17 protein-coding genes are annotated in these 21,317 nt (G+C 41.1%); all 17 read left to right on the top strand.

Going from position 1 to position 21,317, the window contains the following annotated elements:
• The first annotated feature begins 64 nt into the window (after window positions 1-64).
• The 17 genes from B0183_RS12195 (at window position 65) to B0183_RS00005 (ending at window position 21,191) form a co-directional block, all read left to right on the top strand.
• Window positions 65-217 (top strand): hypothetical protein, encoded by a 153-nt coding sequence (locus B0183_RS12195; protein WP_160148335.1) that lies wholly within the window; start codon window positions 65-67, stop codon window positions 215-217.
• A 201-nt stretch (window positions 218-418) separates the two neighbouring features.
• On the top strand, window positions 419-3,487 hold the full coding sequence (gene fdnG / locus B0183_RS00080) for a formate dehydrogenase-N subunit alpha (RefSeq protein WP_147285047.1): 3,069 nt from the start codon (window positions 419-421) through the stop codon (window positions 3,485-3,487).
• 1 nt (window position 3,488) lies between these two features.
• Window positions 3,489-4,415 carry a formate dehydrogenase subunit beta gene (fdxH, locus tag B0183_RS00075; protein ID WP_010786847.1) on the top strand — a complete coding sequence of 309 codons (927 nt, stop codon included), beginning with the start codon at window positions 3,489-3,491 and terminating at the stop codon, window positions 4,413-4,415.
• On the top strand, window positions 4,408-5,076 hold the full coding sequence (locus B0183_RS00070) for a formate dehydrogenase subunit gamma (RefSeq protein ID WP_021116784.1): 669 nt from the start codon (window positions 4,408-4,410) through the stop codon (window positions 5,074-5,076). The genes fdxH and B0183_RS00070 overlap by 8 nt, the downstream gene beginning before the upstream one ends.
• A 232-nt stretch (window positions 5,077-5,308) precedes the next feature.
• Window positions 5,309-6,121 (top strand): iron uptake system protein EfeO, encoded by an 813-nt coding sequence (efeO, locus tag B0183_RS00065; RefSeq protein ID WP_078208143.1) that lies wholly within the window; start codon window positions 5,309-5,311, stop codon window positions 6,119-6,121.
• 9 nt (window positions 6,122-6,130) lie between these two features.
• A complete protein-coding gene (locus tag B0183_RS00060) occupies window positions 6,131-7,108 on the top strand; it encodes a Dyp-type peroxidase (RefSeq protein ID WP_078208142.1) in 978 nt (325 codons plus the stop codon).
• Complete coding sequence (locus B0183_RS00055; protein WP_038514082.1) at window positions 7,065-7,253, top strand: hypothetical protein; 189 nt, start codon at window positions 7,065-7,067, stop codon at window positions 7,251-7,253. Before B0183_RS00060 ends, B0183_RS00055 begins: the two co-directional genes overlap by 44 nt.
• Window positions 7,254-7,515: 262 nt before the next feature.
• Window positions 7,516-9,759 carry a 1,4-alpha-glucan branching protein GlgB gene (gene glgB / locus B0183_RS00050; protein WP_078208141.1) on the top strand — a complete coding sequence of 748 codons (2,244 nt, stop codon included), beginning with the start codon at window positions 7,516-7,518 and terminating at the stop codon, window positions 9,757-9,759.
• A 340-nt stretch (window positions 9,760-10,099) separates the two neighbouring features.
• A complete protein-coding gene (gene glgX, locus B0183_RS00045) occupies window positions 10,100-12,085 on the top strand; it encodes a glycogen debranching protein GlgX (protein WP_075592995.1) in 1,986 nt (661 codons plus the stop codon).
• 30 nt (window positions 12,086-12,115) lie between these two features.
• Window positions 12,116-13,405, top strand: coding sequence for a glucose-1-phosphate adenylyltransferase (gene glgC, locus B0183_RS00040; RefSeq protein ID WP_021116791.1), 1,290 nt, complete (start codon window positions 12,116-12,118; stop codon window positions 13,403-13,405).
• Window positions 13,406-13,544: 139 nt separating this feature from the next.
• Window positions 13,545-14,978, top strand: coding sequence for a glycogen synthase GlgA (glgA, locus tag B0183_RS00035; protein ID WP_016528014.1), 1,434 nt, complete (start codon window positions 13,545-13,547; stop codon window positions 14,976-14,978).
• 151 nt (window positions 14,979-15,129) lie between these two features.
• The gene (gene guaB, locus B0183_RS00030) at window positions 15,130-16,593 is read left to right on the top strand and encodes an IMP dehydrogenase (protein ID WP_005712302.1); all 1,464 of its coding nucleotides are present in this window, start codon (window positions 15,130-15,132) and stop codon (window positions 16,591-16,593) included.
• A gap of 135 nt (window positions 16,594-16,728) precedes the next feature.
• On the top strand, window positions 16,729-17,361 hold the full coding sequence (locus B0183_RS00025) for a DUF1919 domain-containing protein (protein WP_016528013.1): 633 nt from the start codon (window positions 16,729-16,731) through the stop codon (window positions 17,359-17,361).
• 27 nt (window positions 17,362-17,388) lie between these two features.
• Window positions 17,389-18,222, top strand: coding sequence for a BRO family protein (locus B0183_RS00020; protein WP_234802011.1), 834 nt, complete (start codon window positions 17,389-17,391; stop codon window positions 18,220-18,222).
• Window positions 18,223-18,429: 207 nt separating this feature from the next.
• The gene (locus B0183_RS00015; RefSeq protein ID WP_021113517.1) at window positions 18,430-19,038 is read left to right on the top strand and encodes a hypothetical protein; all 609 of its coding nucleotides are present in this window, start codon (window positions 18,430-18,432) and stop codon (window positions 19,036-19,038) included.
• Window positions 19,016-20,587: a glutamine-hydrolyzing GMP synthase gene (gene guaA / locus B0183_RS00010; RefSeq protein WP_078208140.1), complete on the top strand. Its 1,572-nt coding sequence runs from the start codon at window positions 19,016-19,018 to the stop codon at window positions 20,585-20,587. The genes B0183_RS00015 and guaA overlap by 23 nt, the downstream gene beginning before the upstream one ends.
• A 133-nt stretch (window positions 20,588-20,720) precedes the next feature.
• Window positions 20,721-21,191 (top strand): Arm DNA-binding domain-containing protein, encoded by a 471-nt coding sequence (locus B0183_RS00005; RefSeq protein WP_078208139.1) that lies wholly within the window; start codon window positions 20,721-20,723, stop codon window positions 21,189-21,191.
• Window positions 21,192-21,317: the final 126 nt, after the last annotated feature.

Here is a 21,317-nt window from a genome sequence, read left to right as displayed (position 1 = left end):
TAGTAGGATAATATCATTAATTATTTTGTTAGGTTGTTAAAACTATTTTATAAAGGATTAAATTATGTTATTTATTAAATATTTAGTCTTTGTTTTTTGCCTAGGACTTGTTACATTTTCCATTTTGGCATTTGTTGATGCTAAAAAACAAAGGCAAAAAACAAGAGAAAATCAAGCGTTATTTTTTGAGAAAATAAAAAAAATAACCCTATTATAAAAATTTCCGATGATGTGTACTATTACAAAGGGGCTTATTTAACAGAAAAATATCTGATACATAATAATTGTAAAATAAGGCATTATGGAGATTTTTTATTTACTAATCGCCTTCTGAAATTCATTTAGTATTTAATCCTAGTTAATAGACAAAATTTTATTATTTATTAATAAACACCGCAAATGCGGTTTGGAGTGATTTATGCAGGTCAGTAGAAGAAAATTCTTCAAGATCTGTGCAGGTGGTATGGCAGGTACGTCTGCTGCTATGTTGGGATTTGCCCCAGCAACAGCATTAGCCGCACCTCGTGAATACAAACTATTACGAGCAAAAGAAACTCGTAACACCTGTACTTATTGTGCTGTAGGCTGTGGTATGTTGCTATACAGTCTTGGCGATGGAGCAATGAATAGTCGTGGGAAACTTATTCATATTGAAGGGGACCCAGACCACCCAGTGAGCCGTGGGGCGTTATGTCCGAAAGGTGCTGGTGCGTTAGATTATGTAAATAGTGATCGCCGTGTACGTTATCCAGAAGTGCGTGAAGCAGGCTCAAAAGAGTGGAAACGTATTTCTTGGCACGAAGCAATTGAGCGTGTTGCTCGCCATATGAAAGATGACCGTGATGCTAACTTTATTGAGAAAAATGAAGCGGGTGAAACGGTAAACCGTTGGATGACAGCAGGTTTCTTAGCAGGCTCTGCGTGTAGTAATGAAACGGGTATTCTTACTCAAAAATTTGTACGTTCTCTCGGTATCGTTTTTACTGACAACCAAGCGAGTATCTGACACGGACCAACGGTAGCAAGTCTTGCTCCATCATTTGGTCGCGGTGCGATGACTAACCACTGGGTTGACATTAAAAACGCTGATCTCGTTATTGTAATGGGCGGTAACGCCGCAGAAGCCCACCCTGTTGGCTTCCGTTGGGCGATTGAGGCGAAAAAACAGAACGGTGCGAAGTTAATGGTGGTTGATCCACGCTTTAACCGTACTGCTGCTGTGGCGGATATTTATATGCCACTTCGTCCAGGTACTGACATTGCATTCTTATCGGGTGTTATTCGTTATCTCTTAGAAAACGATAAGATCCAACACGAATACGTTAAACACTATACCAATGCGACATTCTTAGTGAATGAAAACTTTAAGTTTGAAGACGGTTTATTCTCAGGTTATGACCCTGAAACGCGTAAATACGACCGTTCAACTTGGGGTTATCAATTTGATGAAGAAGGGCAACCAAAACGTGATATGACAATGCAAGATCCACGTTGTGTGATCAATATGCTAAAAGGACACGTTTCACGTTATACGCCTGAAATGGTTGAACGTATTACGGGTACACCACAAAAAGATTTCCACATTTTCTGTGAAGAAATTGCGAAAACTGCTGCACCAGAAAAAGCGGCAACGTTCCTTTATGCGTTAGGTTGGACACAGCATACTGTGGGTTCACAAAATATCCGTACAATGGCAATTATCCAGTTGTTATTAGGTAACATTGGGGTTGCAGGTGGCGGTGTGAACGCATTGCGTGGGCACTCAAACGTACAAGGTATCACCGACTTAGGTTTATTCCCAAATCGTTTACCAGCTTATCTTCCATTACCAACGGAAGCGGATACTTCTTTAGAGAAATTCTTAGGACGTATTACGCCGAAACAGATGATGAAAGATCAGGTGAACTATTGGGCAAATACACCGAAATTTATGGTGAGTATGCTGAAATCCTTCTATGGTGATAAAGCGACGAAAGATAATGAATTTGGCTACCATTACTTGCCTAAATTACCAAAAGACGGAATGGATCATATGCGTTACATTGAAGAAATGTATCAAGGCAAGGTAACAGGTTTCTTCTGTCAAGGAATGAACCCAATTGCTTCTTATCCAAATTCTCAAAAAATTGTTAAAGCATTAAGCAATTTGAAATATTTAGTTATTTTCGACCCGCTTATTACCGATACTTCTGAATTCTGGAAAAATTACGGCGAATTTAACGACGTGAAAACCGAAGAAATTCAAACAGAAGTATTCCGCTTGCCAACCACTTGTTTCGTTGAAGAAGATGGCTCAATTGCTAACTCTGGACGTTGGTTACAATGGCACTGGAAAGGGGCAGAACCACCAGGTGAGGCGAAAACAGACGGCGAAATCCTCTCTGAATTGCGTGCGGAATTAATTCACCTTTATCATAAAGAAGGCGGAAAAGCACCGCTTGAACCGTTGGAGGCAATGAGCTGGAACTATGCAAATCCACTTGAACCAAAAGCAGAAGAAGTGGCAAAAGAGAATAACGGCTATGCCTTAGAAGATCTTTTAGATGCAAATGGCAATGTTATTTTGAAAAAAGGTCAGCTACTTTCAAGCTTTGCACAAATGCGTGATGACGGTACGACTTCAGGTGCGTGCTGGATCTACACGGGTCAATGGACAGAAAAAGGCAACCAAATGGCAAACCGCGATAACTCAGACCCATCTAACTTAGGTAATACCTTAGGTTGGGGCTTTGCGTGGCCAATGAACCGCCGTATCATTTATAACCGTGCCTCTGCGGATTTATCAGGCAAACCGTGGAACCCGAAACGTCAGCTTGTTAAATGGAATGGTAAAAACTGGAACTATGTGGACGTTGCCGACTTTGGTGCTGCACCGCCAGATAGCCCGACATTGCCATACATTATGCAACCTGAAGGGGTAAGTTGCTTATTCGTGCGTGAGCGTATGGTTGATGGTCCGTTCCCAGAACACTATGAGCCAATGGAAACGCCAATCGGCACAAACCCATTACACCCGAATGTGGTTTCAAGCCCAGTTGCTCGTATTTTTCCAACGGATAAAGAACAGCTTGGTACTTCTGCTGAGTTCCCTTATGTTGCGACAACATATCGCTTAACGGAACATTTCCACTACTGGACGAAAAATGCTCTCTTAAACGTGATTGCTCAACCGGAGCAATTCGTGGAAATCGGCGAGGCACTCGCGAAAGAAAAAGGCATTAATAACGGTGATATGGTGAAAGTCAGCTCTAAACGTGGCTATATTAAAGCGGTCGCAGTGGTGACAAAACGTATCCGTCCATTAGTGTCAGATGGAAAACCAATTCACACTATCGGTGTGCCAATCCACTGGGGCTTTGCGGCAACCACTGGAGCGAAAAAAGGTTTCTTTGCCAATAACTTAACGGTTCGTGCAGGTGATGCAAATACACAAACGCCTGAATCGAAATGTATGTTAGTCAATATTGAGAAGATTGTGGGGGCATAATATGAGTACAGTTCAATCTCAAGATATTATTAAATCCTCTGCAATTTCATTCTTAACTCCACCGCCACAGGCTCGTAGTCATCAAGTGGAAGTAGCGAAATTGATTGATGTCACCACTTGTATCGGCTGTAAAGCCTGTCAAGTGGGCTGTTCAGAGTGGAACGACATTCGTTCAACCCCAGATGCAGCTTGTACTGGGGTCTATGACAACCCTGCGGATCTCAATCCGAAAGCGTGGACGGTAATGCGATTTAACGAAGTGGAAGAAAACGACCGCTTGGAATGGCTGATCCGTAAAGATGGCTGTATGCACTGTTCTGAGCCAGGCTGTTTGAAGGCTTGCCCATCACCAGGTGCAATCATTCAATACGCAAACGGTATTGTAGATTTCCAATCAGACAAATGTATCGGCTGTGGTTACTGTATCGCAGGCTGTCCGTTTAATATTCCACGAATGAACCCTGAAGATCACCGTGTGTACAAATGTACACTCTGTGTGGATCGTGTCACTGTGGGACAAGAGCCAGCTTGTGTGAAAACCTGCCCTACGGGTGCAATCCGCTTTGGTAGCAAAGAAGAGATGAAAGAATATGCGTCTAAACGCATTGCCGATCTCAAATCTCGTGGCTACGAAAATGCAGGCTTATACGACCCAGAAGGCGTGGGCGGCACACACGTTATGTATGTGTTACATCACGCAGACAAGCCAGAGCTATACTCAGGTTTACCGAAAGATCCGCAGATTGATTTAAGTGTCACCCTTTGGAAAGACGTACTCAAACCAGTTGCTGCAGTGGCAATGGGCGGCTTGGTTCTTTCTGAAATTGCACACTATATCGCAATCGGTCCAAATACAGAGGATCTTGACGAACACGAAGAACACCACGGTGAACAGGGTGAAGAACATAAAGGAGGCAAAGATGAGTAAGATTCAAATCCCTAACGATTACCGAATCGTTCGCCATAAATTGCCTGCTCGTTGGAGCCACTGGTTACTGGTGATCTGCTTCTTCACAACTGGCTTATCAGGGTTAGCATTCTTCTTCCCTGATTTTGCGTGGTTAGTGGATATTTTAGGTACACCACAATTAGCCCGAATGATCCACCCATTCACAGGGATTATTATGTTCCTTGCTTTCGTAAATATGGTTCGTATTTACTGGCATCATAATATTCCAGAGAAAAATGACTGGGTATGGTTGATCAACATTGTGGAAGTATTAAAAGGTAACGAACACGCAGTTTCCGACAACGGCAAATATAACCTTGGTCAAAAAATGTTGTTCTGGACTTTGATCCTTGCAATGTTCACCTTGCTGATTACAGGAATTATTATGTGGCGTCAATATTTCGCACATAATTTCTCAATTCCAGTAATTCGTATTGCGATCTTATTCCACTCAGCTTGTGCCTTTATGTTGTTCACTGGCATCATGGTGCATATGTATATGGCATTCTGGGTGAAAGGTTCAATTCGAGGAATGGTTGAAGGTTGGGTTACAGTCCGCTGGGCGAAGAAACACCACCCTCGTTGGTATCGTGAAGAAGTGTTACCTGAACTTGAAAAAGAGTTTGCGAAGAAACGGTAACGTCAAATTAAATGTAATTATTGTATGCCGATCATCTAAATAGTTGATCGGCTTTTTTCTTTTTAAAGAATCTGTTTTTATTTTGACTGTTTTGTAGCTTAAAAATTAAGCTAAATTAAAATTTTATTAATTTTGTAGTAAATTCAATTGTAAAACGTAAATGAAAGTTTTATTCTTATTGATAATAAGTTTTATTTATTTCTCTTAATGAGACAAACCAAAGGAGCTTTCTATGCGTTTAAAATCTCTCACCCTTGCGATTTTAAGTTTATTTGTTGCCAGTTCAGTCTTTGCAACGGATTTATCGAAAGAAACCCAAACTTATAAGGAATTTGTCGTTGGGCAAATCGATCAATTAGTGACAGATACCGAGAAATTTGTGGGGTATTTGAAAGCTGGTGATGTGCAAAAAGCGAAGCAAATCTATCCGCTTGCACGTATGTACTTTGAGCGTTCAGAGCCGATTGCAGAGAGTTTTGGCGATTTAGACCCTCGTATTGATACTCGTCTTGCGGATTTAAGCGAAGAAGGAAAAACCGAGAAAGATTGGTCTGGTTTCCATAAAATTGAGAAAGTACTTTGGGAGCAAAATACCACAAAAGGCACAGAAGCGACCGCTGATCAGTTGATCAAAGATGTGAAAGAATTGCGTGCGAAAATTCCAACGGAGGAAGTAACCCCTGATTTAATGATTACCGGTGCGGTGGATTTGTTAAATGAAGTATCCACCACAAAAGTAATGGGCGAAGAAGAGATTTTCTCAAAAACTGACCTTTACGATTTCAAAGCCAACATTGAAGGGGCGGAAAAAATTTATGAGATCTTTAAGGCAAAATTAGAGAAAAAAGATGCGAAATTGGCAAAAGAGATTGCTGATCGCTTCCAAGATGTGAATGTGTTATTGGAGAAACATAATAAGTCAAAAGACGGCTATGATTACGTGCCTTACAACACTTTGACGGATAAAGAGATTAAAGCACTGGCAGAAGCAGTGAACAAACTGGGCGAGCCTTTAGCTCAAATGGGTATTCTTCTTGGTAAATAGGGATAAGTTATGAGCGGAACAAATTCTACTGCTCGTCGTGACTTCCTTAAACAAGCTGCGGTATTGGGTGCTGGCGTGATGGCTGGCACCGCTTTTGCCTTGGAGCCGAGAGCAACGCCTAAAATTAAAAATATCTATTATCCGTATAATCTCACGCTGACCTTTGGTGTCACGGCATCTTTCTTTGATAAACTGGGTATCGCACAATTCAAGCCAAAACAGCTTAAAGATCTACCGCACTTTCCGCGTGATCAGCTCAAAGAGCATTACACGGGAGGCGACATCTGTATTCAAGCCTGTGCCAATGATCCGCAAGTAGCATTCCACGCCGTGCGTAACTTGGTGCGAGCTGCTCGTGCGAACATTACGATGCGTTGGAGCCAAGCCGGTTTTAATTCCTTTGAAGGAGGCGACACGCCACGCAATCTGTTTGGTTTTAAAGACGGTACGGGTAATCCGCAAGGCAAAGCTCTTGATGAAACCATCTGGTATCAGGGCGATAACTGGTTGAAAAACGGTACATTTTTAGTCGCTCGCCGTATTCAAATGCATTTGGAAACTTGGGATCGCACAAATCTTAACGGGCAGGAAGAAACCTTTGGCCGCCATCGGGATAGCGGTGCACCGATTGGTAAAAAACAGGAGTTTGATACGGTTAATCTTGAGCAGAAAGATGAAAAAGGCAATCCAGTAATTCCTGAAATTTCCCATTTGCATTTGGCGAAAAAGACAGGGTTACAGATGTTAAGACGTTCCTTCTCTTATGCCAGCGGTGTTGATCCGAAAACAGGGCAGTTTGATGCAGGCTTGTTGTTTATCTCGTTCCAAAAAGATCCGCAACAATTTATTACCATTCAAAACAGCCTTGGCAATATCGACAAGATGAACGAATACATTACCCATATCGGTAGCGGATTATTTGCGTGCTTTGCAGGAGTTAAAGATGAAAATGATTACTTGGGTAAATCATTGTTTGAACAACTTTAACCGCTTTTTTGTTGTATTTACGCTCAGCTTAACGCAGGGCGTTTGTGCTTATGCAAAGGTGGAAACCAGCCACTTATTTGTGCATTTATCTGATGCGATGGAAGTCGTTCCCTATCTTTTAGGCAGTGCCGCACTGCTGAGTTAGTATAAAGTAATTCATCTTTATTTACTTTTATTTACAAAGTTAAGTTCCATATTTCAAATGAAATTTTTTATACATTTGAAAAATTTTTTATATCTATCATTTTTTATTTAACTTATTGATTTTTAACTATTGGAGCTTTTCTCTATGAGATTATGATCTATATCAAAAATTGTGATTGTTTTGTAAAGCTATTTTTAATAGAATGCTACGCAAACGTTTATTTCATCATTCCCAGCGTATATAAATCAGCCAAGGAGAGCAAATGAAAGAAAAAGTTAAAAATACCACCTCACTTAAGCAAGATAATCAATTCATAGAACAGCTTGCGAACGGGTGTTGCCAAGATCCTTTTGCTTATTTAGGGGTTCATCAAGTTGATGATGGCGTGATTGTTCGGGCTTATCTACCTGAAGCAGAACAGGTAACAGTTATTAATGATAACAGTGAGCCGATTGTGCAGATGGAGCAAATTGATGATCGTGGCTTCTTTGCTGCGAATTTGGTTGGTGAAAAAACTGACCTTTCCTACCGCTTGTTAGTGCGTTATGCCCACACTGAAATTGATATTGAAGATCCTTACCGTTTCCAGTCCCATTTTTCCGATTTAGATAATTGGTTGCTTTCTGAAGGAACCCACGTTCGCCCTTATGAAAAATTAGGTGCTCATCTTGTTACCCAAAATGAAGTTGGCGGTATTCACTTTAGCCTTTGGGCGCCGAATGCTCGCCGTGTATCTGTGGTGGGTGATTTTAACTATTGGGACGGTCGTCGCCATTCAATGCGTTTTCATCCAAACAGCGGTATTTGGGATATTTTTGTGCCAAACTTGCCAAAAGGAACGCTCTATAAATTTGAAATTTTAGATAGAAATGGACAAATCCGTTTGAAATCAGACCCTTATGCGTTCTCAGCTCAATTCCGTCCTGATACGGCTTCTGTTGCTTCTGGTTTACCTGCGATTGTCGAGAGTGACGAGAAACGTCGTCGTGCGAACGATCCTGATCAGCCGATTTCTGTCTATGAAGTGCATTTAGGCTCTTGGCGACGTAATTTAGAAAATAACTATTGGCTAAATTATGAAGAGATTGCGAATGAGCTAATTCCTTATGTGAAGGAAATGGGCTTTACCCATATTGAGTTATTGCCAGTCACAGAATTCCCATTTGATGGCTCTTGGGGTTATCAACCAACAGGAATTTATGCCCCAACCAGTCGTTTTGGTTCACCTGAAGGTTTACGCACCTTAATCAGTAAGGCTCACGAAGCAGGGATTAATGTGATTTTAGACTGGGTGGTAGGACATTTCCCAACCGATGAACATAGTCTGGCGTATTTTGATGGTACTCATCTCTATGAACATTCCGATCCAAAAGAAGGTTATCACCAAGATTGGAATACCTTGATTTTCAATTATGGTCGTCACGAAGTGCGTAACTATTTGACGGGTAATGCGCTTTATTGGATTGAGCGTTTCGGTATTGATGCATTGCGCGTCGATGCGGTTGCCTCAATGATTTATCGTGATTACTCTCGCAAAGATGGCGAGTGGATCCCAAATCGCTATGGTGGTCGTGAGAATTTGGAAGCGTTAGATTTCTTACGTTCAACGAATGATATGTTAGCGAAAGAAGGCAAAGGCGGTGTGACTATTGCGGAAGAGTCCACTTCTTTTGCTGGTATTACTCACCCAACGGAACATCACGGCTTAGGCTTTGATTATAAATGGAATATGGGGTGGATGAACGATACATTACGCTATATGAAGACCGAGCCGATTTATCGTAAATATCATCACGATTTGATGACATTCGGTATGATTTATCAGTATAGCGAAAAATTTATGTTACCGCTTTCCCACGATGAAGTCGTTCACGGTAAATATTCGTTACTCGGTAAAATGCCTGGGGATTGCTGGCAACAGTTTGCAAACCTAAGAGCATATTACGGTTATATGTGGGGTTATCCAGGTAAAAAATTGCTCTTTATGGGCAATGAGTTTGCTCAAGGGCGTGAGTGGAATTATCAAGAGAGTTTGGATTGGTTCTTGCTTAACGATGAACACGGCGGTTGGCATAAAGGTATGTTGAACTGGGTGCGTGATTTGAACCGTATTTATCGTCAATATCCAGCACTGTATCAGTTGGATTACGATCCTGCTGGCTTTGAGTGGTTGGTGGTTGATGATGCAGAGCAGTCTGTGTTTGCCTTTGAACGTAAAGCAAAAGAGGGAGCAAGCATTATTGTGGTCAGTAACTTTACCCCGATCCCTCGTGATAATTACCGTTTTGGCGTTCACGAAGATGCGGAATATAAAGAAATTCTCAACTCAGACTCAGCTTACTATATGGGTAGTAACTTAGGGAATTTCGGTACTATTCAATGTGAAGAGATTGAGTCGCACGGCAAACCTTATTCCATTTCGCTCACTATCCCACCGCTTGCGACGATTTTTATCGTCAAAGAAGCCAAACCACAAGCGGTGAAAAAAGCGAAAAAATCTACATAAAGTGGTAAAAAAAAGCGGAAGAGCCGAAAGTGGAAAAAGTCAAAGCAGTAAAAGCAAAAAAAGCAAAATAATGTAGGGACACACTGCGTGTGTCCATTAATTACAAATCTAATAATTCAAATGTTCTACATTATGTAGTAGTTACAAAAAGTTGATTAAATTCCCTTCCCCCGTTTACGGGGGAAGGTGCCGAAGGCGGAAGGGGGGATATTATTGTTCTCCCCTCAGGGCTTCGCCCAGCTCCCCCCGTAAACAGGGGGAGCGAAGATTTCAAATAATATAATTGTTTAAGATGTCGGACACACGCAGTGTGTCCCTACAATAAGTACTAAGGCTGTATATGAAGTACCTTGCAGGCAGACCATTTCCATTAGGTAGCCGATTAACTGAAATAAATGGAGAAAAAGGCGTAAATTTTGCATTGTTTTCTCGCCGTGCAAGCGGTGTGGAATTAGCAATTTTTTGCGACGGTAAAGAAATTCGTTTACCGATGATCAAAACCGATGAAATTTGGCATTTGTTTGTGGTCGGTCTAAAAGCAGGGACGCAATATGGCTATCGGGTAACAGGGTGTGTAAATGAAGAAAAAGGCGACCTGTTTAACCCCAATAAATTACTGGTAGATCCTTATGCAAATGGCATTGTAGGACAACCTGATTTATCCAGTGATGAAGCGGTGAAATGGTTTCAGTGGAATGATCCGAGAGATAATGCTCACCTAGCCCCAAAATCTGTCGTGGTTGCACGAGATACTTTTGATTGGGAAGGTGACTATAAACCTTTTACCCCTTGGGCTGAAACGATTATTTATGAAACGCACGTTAAAGGGTTTAGTAAACTTAATCCTAAAGTGCCGAGCGAAATTGCAGGCACTTTTGCAGGGTTAGCCCACGAAACGTCAATTGCTCATTTGAAACGTTTAGGGGTAACGGCAGTGGAATTATTGCCGATTACCTATCACATTGATGAACCGCATTTGCAAAAAATCGGGTTATGCAACTATTGGGGTTATAACGTTTTAGGGCATTTTGCGGTTGATCCTAAATTAGCTTATAACAAAGCCGATCCGCTAACGGAATTTAAGCAGTTGGTCAAAACGCTTCATAAAGCAGGGATCGAAGTGATTATGGACGTGGTCTTTAATCATACGGCGGAAGCTGGTAAAGATGGTCCAACGCTATCTCAGCGTGGCATTGATAATGAAGCATATTATTGGCTTACTGATAATAGTGACTATCTAAACTGGACTGGCTGTGGCAATACGCTCAATGTGTCGTCTGATGTGGCGGTGTTGCGTTGGGTGATTGATTGCCTCTGCTATTGGGTTAAAGAGTGTCACGTTGATGGTTTCCGTTTTGATTTAGGGGCAGTCTTAGGACGTACCCCAACGTTTTCGGAAAAATCCGCCTTTTTTACGGCGGTATATAGTAATTCAAAATTATCTCACGTTAAGTTGATTGCAGAGCCGTGGGATATTGGCTGGAGTGGTTATCAATTAGGGGCATTCCCTAAACCATTCGCCGAGTGGAACGACCGTTTCCGTGATGATATGCGTCGTTTCTTTTTGCAAACAAGCGGTGATTTAGGGCTGTTTGTTCGCCGATTTGCAGGCAGTGATGATATTTTTGCTCGCCATCGTTTACCTTCAAACAGTGTGAACTTTATTACGGCTCACGATGGTTTTACTTTGCACGATTTAGTCAGCTATAACAAAAAACATAATTTGGCAAATGGTGAACAAAATCGAGATGGACACGGAAATAATATCAGCCATAATTTCGGGGTAGAAGGCGATACCAACGATAAAACGATTATTGAGCAACGGCAGTTAGCGAAAAAAGCTCTGCTGGCGACGATGTTGCTCTCGGGCGGAACACCGATGTTGTTGGCTGGTGATGAATTAGGGCATAGCCAACAAGGTAACAATAACAGCTATTGCCAAGATAACGAGATTAGCTGGATTGACTGGCAAACCGCTGACGAAGCATTGATTGATTATACGTCAAAGCTGATTGCTATTCGTAAGCAGATCCCTTTGTTATCTCGTGATAATCAATGGTGGTCTGGTGAAAAAGTTCAGTGGCTACGCCCTGATGCGAATGTTATTCAATTTAAAGATTGGCAAGACTATTCAACCAAAGCCTTACAAATACTATTAGAAGATAAATGGCTTATTTTGGTCAATGCCAAACAAGCAATGCAACAATTTTTATTACCTAAGGGTGATTGGCAAATACTTTTAGGTGAAAAAGAAACCACTCTAATGACCGATACGCTTGCGGTTACTCTCAATCACATTGAGGTATGTGTACTTCAAAGGAATTAATATTCACCATCCCAATTTGGAGATAACAATATGCTAAAACAGGAAGCATCAACTGACAGACGTAATCTTACTGCACAAACTTTAGTTCTTATCTTAGCAGGCGGTCGTGGTTCACGCCTTTATGAATTAACCGACAAACGTGCAAAACCTGCGGTTTATTTTGGTGGTAGCCGTCGTATTATTGACTTCGCCCTTTCCAACTGTATTAACTCTAACTTATTGAAAGTTGGGGTGATTACACAGTATGCGGCGCATTCACTACTCCGCCACTTACAACGTGGTTGGTCATTCTTACCTTATGAGCGTAATCAATACATTGATATGCTTCCAGCTCGTCAACAAATTGATGAGAACACTTGGTATCGTGGTACAGCTGATGCGGTTTATCAAAATATGGAAATGATGAAATCGCACTATCGTCCAAAATATGTGATTATTCTTGCGGGTGACCATATCTATAAAATGAACTACAACCGTATGCTTGAAGATCACGTTGATTCAGGGGCAAAATGTACCGTAGGTTGTATCGAAGTGCCACGTGAACAAGCAACGGAATTTGGTGTGATGGCGGTTAATGAAAAATTAAAAGTCAAAGCCTTCGTGGAAAAACCGTCAGATCCACCAGCAATGCCAGACAAACCAGACTCATCTCTTGCGTCTATGGGGATCTATGTGTTTGACGCAGATTATCTCTATGAAATGTTAGAAAAAGAAGTCAGCAACCCAGATACTTCACACGACTTTGGTAAAGACATTATTCCAAAAGCCGTTGAACAAGGAGTGATTTATGCTCACCCATTTGAGCGTTCTTGTGAAGGTCGTAACACCACTGGAACAATCTACTGGCGCGATGTAGGAACGATTGATAGCTACTGGTCTGCCCATATGGACTTAGTCAGCGAAAAACCTCAATTAGATTTATATGACGAATCTTGGCCGATCCACGGTCGTCCACAACAAACTGCACCAGCTCGTTTCTTCTATAAAAAAGCGCGTGCGCATACCCTTGATAACTCATTGATTGCAGGGGGCTGTGTGATTACCGATGCAGAGATCAGTAATTCAGTACTTTTTAGCCGTGTTCATGTCCATGAAGATTCCATTATTGAACAATCAGTGATCCTTCCACAAGTGAACATTGGTAAAAACTGTGTAATTAAACGTGCAGTAATCGACCGTCACTGTGATATTCCAGATGGCTTACAAATCGGTGTAAATCCAGAAGAAGATGCGAAATATTTCCGTATCAGTAAAGGTGGTATCGTCTTAGTTTGCCAAAAAATGTTAGATAAATTGGCAAAAGATAAAGCGGCTGCTTAATTTATAATTCTTCCCCCGTTTACGGGGGAAGTCCCACCAAAGGTGGGGATGGGGGATTATTTGCCCCCATCGGTTTCGTTTCACTCAACCACTTCCCCCACAAGTGGGGGAAGAATTTATTTAAATTGGTAAATAGTTAATGAAAATTTTACATATTTGTTCAGAAATGTACCCGCTTATCAAAACAGGCGGACTTGCTGATGTAATGGGAGCGTTACCCTATGCACAACAATCAGCTGGAAATGATGTTCGAGTATTAATTCCTTATTATCCACAAGTGGCTTCCAAGTTAGGCGAAACCGTTGAAGTTGCGACCGTCGGTACCTTTGCAGGTGTTGTCACTGTTCGTTTTGCTTATTTGAATGGCTTAGGCGTATATGTGATTGATGCCCCACATCTCTTTGATCGTCGTTTACCTTACTACGACGACAACTACCAAGATTACACCGATAACTACAAACGTTTTGCACTATTAGGTTATCTCGGAGCACAACTTGCTTCAGGTTTAGATCATTGGTGGGGCAGAAGTGATGTGTTACACGCTCACGACTGGCAAGCAGGTTTAGCTTGTGCTTATCTCAAAAGCTGGAACAGCCCTGTTAAAAGTGTCTTCACCATTCACAATATCGCCTACCCTGGACGTTTCCAAGCCTACCACTTAGCAGAATTAGCCTTGCCTTGGGAATTTTATAATGTTCACGGTTTAGAATTTTACGGCGAAATTTCCTATCTTAAAGCAGGTTTATTCTACGCAGATCGTGTAACAACCGTAAGCCCAACCTATGCTCGTGAAATTACTGAGCAAATTGCAGGGGCAGGAATGCACGGCTTACTGCAACAACGCCTTGCAGAAGGGGCATTGCGTGGCATTTTAAATGGCGTAGATGATGCTGTTTGGAACCCTGAAACCGACACAAACATCGTGGCAAATTACCGCCCGAACTATATGCAAGGTAAAGGTAAAAACAAATCGGAACTACAACGTTACTTTGGCTTGCCAGAAGATAAAGATGCACTCTTATTTGTGATGGTTACTCGCTTAACCGAACAAAAAGGGGCAGATTTCTTACTTGCACGCATTGACCAAATGATGCAACACAACGTTCAACTTGTAGTGCTTGGTAGTGGATCGCCTGACTTAGAATGGGCATTGCGTGATGCACAATCTCGTTACCCACATAAAATCGGCTTAAAAATTGGTTATGATGAAGCTCTTTCACACCAAATTATCGCAGGTGGTGATGTTATCTTAGTCCCAAGTCGCTTTGAACCTTGTGGTTTAACCCAACTTTACGGCTTAAAATACGGTACTCTACCATTAGTTCGCCGAACAGGTGGTTTAGCCGATACTGTCAATGACGCACACAAAGAAAGCATTGAAAACCGCACAGCAACAGGATTTGTGTTTAACTATCCTGACGCAGATAATTTCTACGATGCCGTACTGCGTGCGATCAATTTATGGGGTAAAAATAAATTGTGGTCGAGTGTACGCCAAAATGCCCTTGCTCAAGATTTCGGTTGGGCAAAAGTGGCACAGCAGTATCAAGAGTTGTATTACGAGATTGTCTAACAAAGATAGATGGGCTAATAGCCCATCTTTTTGGCAAAAAATTTAACAAATCTAACCACTTGTAAATTTACAACTCAACTAAATCTCTGTATAATCCGCTCGCAATTTTTCCAGTTTTATTTTTTAACTTTCAAATTAAGGAACTATTGCAATGCTACGAGTAATTAAAGAAGCACTGACTTTTGATGATGTTCTTCTTGTCCCAGCACACTCTACCGTGCTTCCAAATACCGCAAACCTTTCTACTCAACTTACCAAAGACATTCGCTTAAATATCCCAATGCTTTCTGCAGCAATGGATACCGTGACAGAAGCTAAGTTAGCGATTTCCCTTGCTCAAGAGGGCGGAATTGGCTTTATCCATAAAAATATGTCAATTGAACGCCAAGCAGATCGTGTGCGTAAAGTGAAAAAGTTTGAAAGCGGTATCGTTTCTGAACCAGTGACCGTTTCCCCTGATTTAACATTAGGCGAGTTAGCTGAATTAGTGAAGAAAAATGGTTTTGCAGGCTATCCTGTCGTAGATGCAGAAGATAACCTTGTAGGTATTATCACCGCTCGTGATACCCGTTTTGTGCGTGATTTAAATAAGCCCGTTTCTAAAGTGATGACACCTAAAGAGCGTTTAGTGACGATCAAAGAAGGGGCTAATCGTGAAGAAATTTTAGAACTTATGCACGATCACCGAGTTGAAAAAGTGTTAATGGTGGATGATAACTTCAAACTAAAAGGGATGATTACCGTTAAAGATTATCAAAAAGCTGAACAAAAACCGAACGCCTGTAAAGATGAGTTAGGTCGTCTGCGTGTCGGTGCGGCAGTCGGTGCTGGTCCAGGTAATGAAGAACGTATTGATGCTCTTGTTCAGGCTGGTGTTGATGTCTTGCTTATCGACTCTTCCCACGGTCACTCTGAGGGTGTGTTACAACGTGTGCGTGAAACCCGTGCGAAATACCCGAACTTACCTATTGTCGCAGGCAACGTGGCAACTGCTGAAGGTGCGATTGCCCTTGCTGATGCGGGAGCAAGCGCAGTTAAAATTGGTATCGGTCCAGGTTCAATTTGTACAACTCGTATTGTTACAGGCGTAGGTGTGCCACAAATCACAGCAATTGCTGATGCGGCGGAAGCCTTAAAAGATCGTGGCATTCCTGTCATCGCAGATGGTGGTATCCGCTATTCAGGCGATATTGCTAAGGCAATTGCTGCAGGTGCATCTTGTGTAATGGTGGGTTCAATGTTTGCAGGCACAGAAGAAGCTCCAGGTGAAATCGAGCTTTACCAAGGGCGAGCATTCAAAGCCTATCGTGGAATGGGATCATTAGGGGCAATGTCAAAAGGTTCATCTGACCGCTATTTCCAATCCGATAATGCCGCAGATAAATTAGTTCCTGAGGGTATCGAAGGTCGCATTCCTTACAAAGGCTTACTCAAAGAAATTATCCATCAACAAATGGGTGGTTTACGCTCTTGTATGGGCTTAACTGGCTGTGCAACCATTGATGAACTTCGCACCAAAGCACAATTTGTCCGCATTAGTGGTGCAGGTATCAAAGAGAGCCATGTTCACGATGTAACCATTACGAAAGAAGCGCCGAACTATCGAATGAGTTAATTTTTTGCTACGCTTGGTGTCCTGCTTTATTCGATGGACACCAAGCGTGATGCCCCTTGTTTCTTTCTTTGATACATAATACTGAAAACAAGCGGTAAAATAATGGGAAAATCTTACCGCTAACAAGGAATATAAATGCCTTTAATCAGAAAAATAACAAATAAAATCAACGATTTTTTTCGCAAAAAACACAACGCCAAAAATCGCCAACGATTAAACACTAACACCCTGACTGTAATTGCTAGTAACTGCACAGGGGCTTTTATGTTGCACGATTTAGGTTTACGCTTTAATTCCCCTTTTGTAAATTTATTTTTAACCCCCACTGATTTTATTAAATATGTAAAAAATATTGCCCACTACCAAACCCAAGAAATCACTTTCCCCAAAGAAATTCAAAGAAAATACCCCGTTGGGCTACTAGGCGATATTCACATTTATTTTATGCACTATCATTCAGAGCAAGAAGCTGTAAAAAAATGGCAAGAACGCACCGCTCGAATGGATCTCAATAATCTTTTCATTATGATGGCAGAGCGAGATGGCTGTCGCTATGAAGATCTGCTTGAATTTGAACAACTACCGTTTAAGAATAAAGTTGTCTTTACCCATAAACCATATCCAGAACTAACCTCCGCAGTTTATATTCAAGGCTTTGAACAACAGCAAAAAATAGGCGATCTGTTTGAGTATTGCGGTTTGAATGGGAAACGTTTTTACGATCAGTTTGATTATGTTGGGTGGTTTAATCAGCATAAGCAAAACTAAGTTAGCAATTTAATAATGGTTGAAAATATGGACATCAAACTTTTTGAACACAAAGAAGTGCGTTCCGTTTGGGACGAAGAACAAGAAAAATGGTATTTTTCGATTATTGATGTAATCGAAATTTTGACGGAACAACCCAATTATCAAGGTGCAAGGAACTATTGGAAAGTTCTAAAAAGCCGTTTATTAAAAGAAGGAAATGAAACGGTTACAAATTGTAACCAGTTGAAAATGAGAGCGGAAGATGGCAAGTTACGACTAACTGACGTAGCCGATGTACCGCAACTACTGCGCTTAATTCAATCCATTCCGTCCCCGAAAGCTGAGCCATTTAAACTTTGGTTAGCACAAGTGGGAAGTGAACGTTTAGATGAATTGCAAGATCCAGAACTTACTATCAATCGAGCAATGCAGGATTACTTGCGATTAGGCTATTCGGAAAATTGGATTAACCAACGTTTAAAAAGCATTGAAATCCGCAAAGAATTGACGGACGAATGGAAACGGGGCGGTGTGAAAGAAGGGCAACAATTTGCCGTTTTAACCGATATTATCACTAAAGCGTGGAGCGGAAAAACTACCAAAGAATATAAGCAATTCAAAGGATTAAAAAAAGAAAACTTACGCGATAATATGACGAACACCGAGTTGATTTTAAATATGCTTGCAGAAGCCTCAACCAAAGATATTTCGCAAGCAGTAAATCCTGAAACCTTTGAAGAAAATCAAAAAGTCGCCGAACAAGGTGGCAATGTTGCTAAAGTGGCTTTACAAGAGTTAGAGAGCAAAACAGGTAAAAAAGTCGTGAGTGATTTATCGGCGAAGAAAATGATTGCGGAAAGTAAAAAGAAGTTGAAATAACGATATTTTCCCCGCACGGCAAGCCGTACGGGGTTACGCATAGTTCAGCTCCTCCGGAGCTGGGAGTTACAAATGAACAAAGAGTTGCATAGTAACTCATAGGTCCTTAGAGCCTCGTAATCATGTGAGTTTTTCCGTGTGTAGGGGCAAAATTACGGTTAGTTTTTGCAAAAATTTGTGGAAATTTGACCGCTTGGTTGACAAAAAATGAAAAATATAACAGAACAAATTCTTTTAATATCTATTGGTATAATAATTGGAATACTATTTGGTTTAGGTTTTTCTGACTGGAGTAGAATTGATACTGGTAGTGTTACAAATTGGATAATTGCATTCGGCACAGTTTTATTATTTATTGTCGCACTTTATACGGCCTTGTCGTGGCGAGCTCAGCGTATCCCTGAAGCAAGAAAAGATTTCATAAATGCTATCGTAGATTTTGATAATTATATCTATCAATTCAGCTCAGAAGATTTTACTTCAACTCCTGAAAGTTTTTTAAATTACCATAATCAATTATTAAATAAATTTTGGAATGTTGAAAAATCAATTATGTATTTTTATCAATTTGACAAAAAAGATAAAGCAAATATAGATGCTCAATATTGTAAAATTATTGAATTAATTAATAAGTTTGGGGGCAATTTAAAATCTAATCGACATGGCAATCTTATTGTTGCTAATAAAGCAAGCAAGCTAAATACTGAAGTTAATGCCATACTACCTGAAAGCTACACATTACTAAAACTTGTAGCAGGAGAAAATTTAACCATCAAATATCAAGAGAAACAAAATGACAAACATCCACAACCATAAAATTTTAATTTTGGACTTTGGTTCACAATATACCCAACTGATCGCACGCCGTGTGCGTGAAATTGGGGTTTACTGCGAACTTTGGGCTTGGGACGTGACGGAAGAACAGATCCGTGAATTTAACCCAACGGGTATTATTCTTTCTGGCGGTCCTGAAAGTACCACCGAAGAAAACAGCCCACGTGCGCCTGAATATGTGTTTAACGCCGGCGTGCCGGTGCTTGGCATTTGCTACGGTATGCAAACTATGGCGATGCAGTTAGGCGGTTTGACTGAAACTTCAGATCATCGTGAATTTGGCTATGCCTCTGTTGAGTTAAAAGCAACCGACAGTTTATTTGCAAAATTAAACGATGATTTGACCGCTTCTCAACCAAAATTAGACGTTTGGATGAGCCACGGCGATAAAGTTACTCGTTTACCGTCAAACTTCCAAGTGACAGGCGTCACCCCAACTTGCCCAATTGCAGCAATGTCGGACGAAAATCGCCGTTTCTATGGTGTGCAGTTCCACCCAGAAGTGACCCATACGAAAAGTGGTTTAGAACTACTGAAAAATTTCGTGGTCGGCATTTGTGGCTGCGAAACCAAATGGACAGCGGAAAACATCATTGAAGATGCTGTGGCTCGCATTAAAGCGCAAGTTGGCGATGATGAAGTGATTTTAGGCTTATCAGGTGGCGTGGACTCCTCTGTTACCGCACTACTTTTACATCGTGCCATCGGCAAAAACTTACACTGCGTATTCGTGGATAACGGCTTATTACGCTTAAACGAAGGCGATCAAGTGATGGAAATGTTCGGCGATAAATTTGGTTTAAACATTGTCCGTGTAAACGCTGAAGATCGTTTCTTAGATGCTCTTAAAGGCATTGATGAACCTGAAGCGAAACGCAAAACCATCGGTAAAGTCTTCGTTGATGTGTTTGATGATGAGTCGAAAAAATTGACTTCAGTGAAATGGCTAGCACAAGGCACGATTTACCCAGATGTGATCGAATCCGCTGCCAGCAAAACAGGCAAAGCACACGTGATCAAATCGCACCACAACGTAGGTGGCTTGCCGGATTATATGAAATTAGGCTTAGTTGAGCCATTGCGTGAATTATTCAAAGACGAAGTGCGTAAAATCGGCTTGGCACTAGGCTTACCAGTTGAAATGCTCAACCGCCACCCATTCCCAGGCCCAGGCTTAGGCGTGCGTGTGTTAGGTGAAATCAAAAAAGAATACTGCGATTTAGTCCGCCGTGCCGATGCGATCTTTATGGAAGAACTACACGCTTCAGGCTGGTACTACAAAGTCAGCCAAGCCTTTACTGTGTTCCTACCAGTCAAATCAGTGGGCGTAATGGGCGATGGACGTAAATATGATTGGGTTGTTTCATTACGTGCAGTGGAAACTATCGACTTTATGACCGCACATTGGGCGCATTTACCTTATGATCTATTAGGCAAAATCTCAAATCGTATTATCAACGAAGTGAACGGGATCTCTCGAGTGGTGTATGATGTTAGCGGAAAACCCCCAGCTACGATAGAGTGGGAATAATATCCCACTTATTCACAGCTTTTCATAGTATTTCAATTTTTTGCGTAAAAATTGTCGGTAAAGATTGACCTGTTTATCCCTTAATATCAAAATACCGTCATTAATTTGACGGTATTTTAAAATAGGGGGGAGAATGCTGACAGATAGTAAAATTAAATCTTTAAAAGCAAAGGATAAGGCTTATAAAGTAGCAGATCGTGATGGATTGTACGTTGTTGTATCTCCTGCCGGCACGGTTACGTTTAGGTATGATTATCGTATTAACGGACGAAGAGAAACATTAACAATAGGAAAATATGGAAAGGACGGCATATCTCTTGTTGAAGCAAGAGAAAAGCTAATGATGGCTCGTAAAATGGTGAGTGATGGGATTTCTCCAGCCACAGAAAAACGGAAGAAGAAAAATCAAATAAAAAGTGCGAATAATTTTGAAGCGTTTGCACTTAAATATATTGCCGAAACTGATTTTGCGGAAAGTACAAGATCATTAAGACTTGCGACTTACGAAAGGGAAATTAAGAAGTATTTTGGACATAAATTAATGACTGAAATTTCCACAGAGGAAATTAGAGGGCATTGTCAAATTATTGGGGATAACTTATAACGACCCTATCCCAAATTCTGTGTAAACACCCATTTCAACTTAACGGTGATCGTCTAGGCGATCAGCAAAATCAATCATAAATCGATTCATCGCCAGTTTCCAGTTCTGAATCGGCATTGTCCATTT

It is taken from the genome of Glaesserella parasuis (assembly GCF_002015085.1).
Classification (GTDB): domain Bacteria; phylum Pseudomonadota; class Gammaproteobacteria; order Enterobacterales; family Pasteurellaceae; genus Glaesserella; species Glaesserella parasuis.
This window is presented reverse-complemented; position numbering and strand designations above follow the sequence as displayed.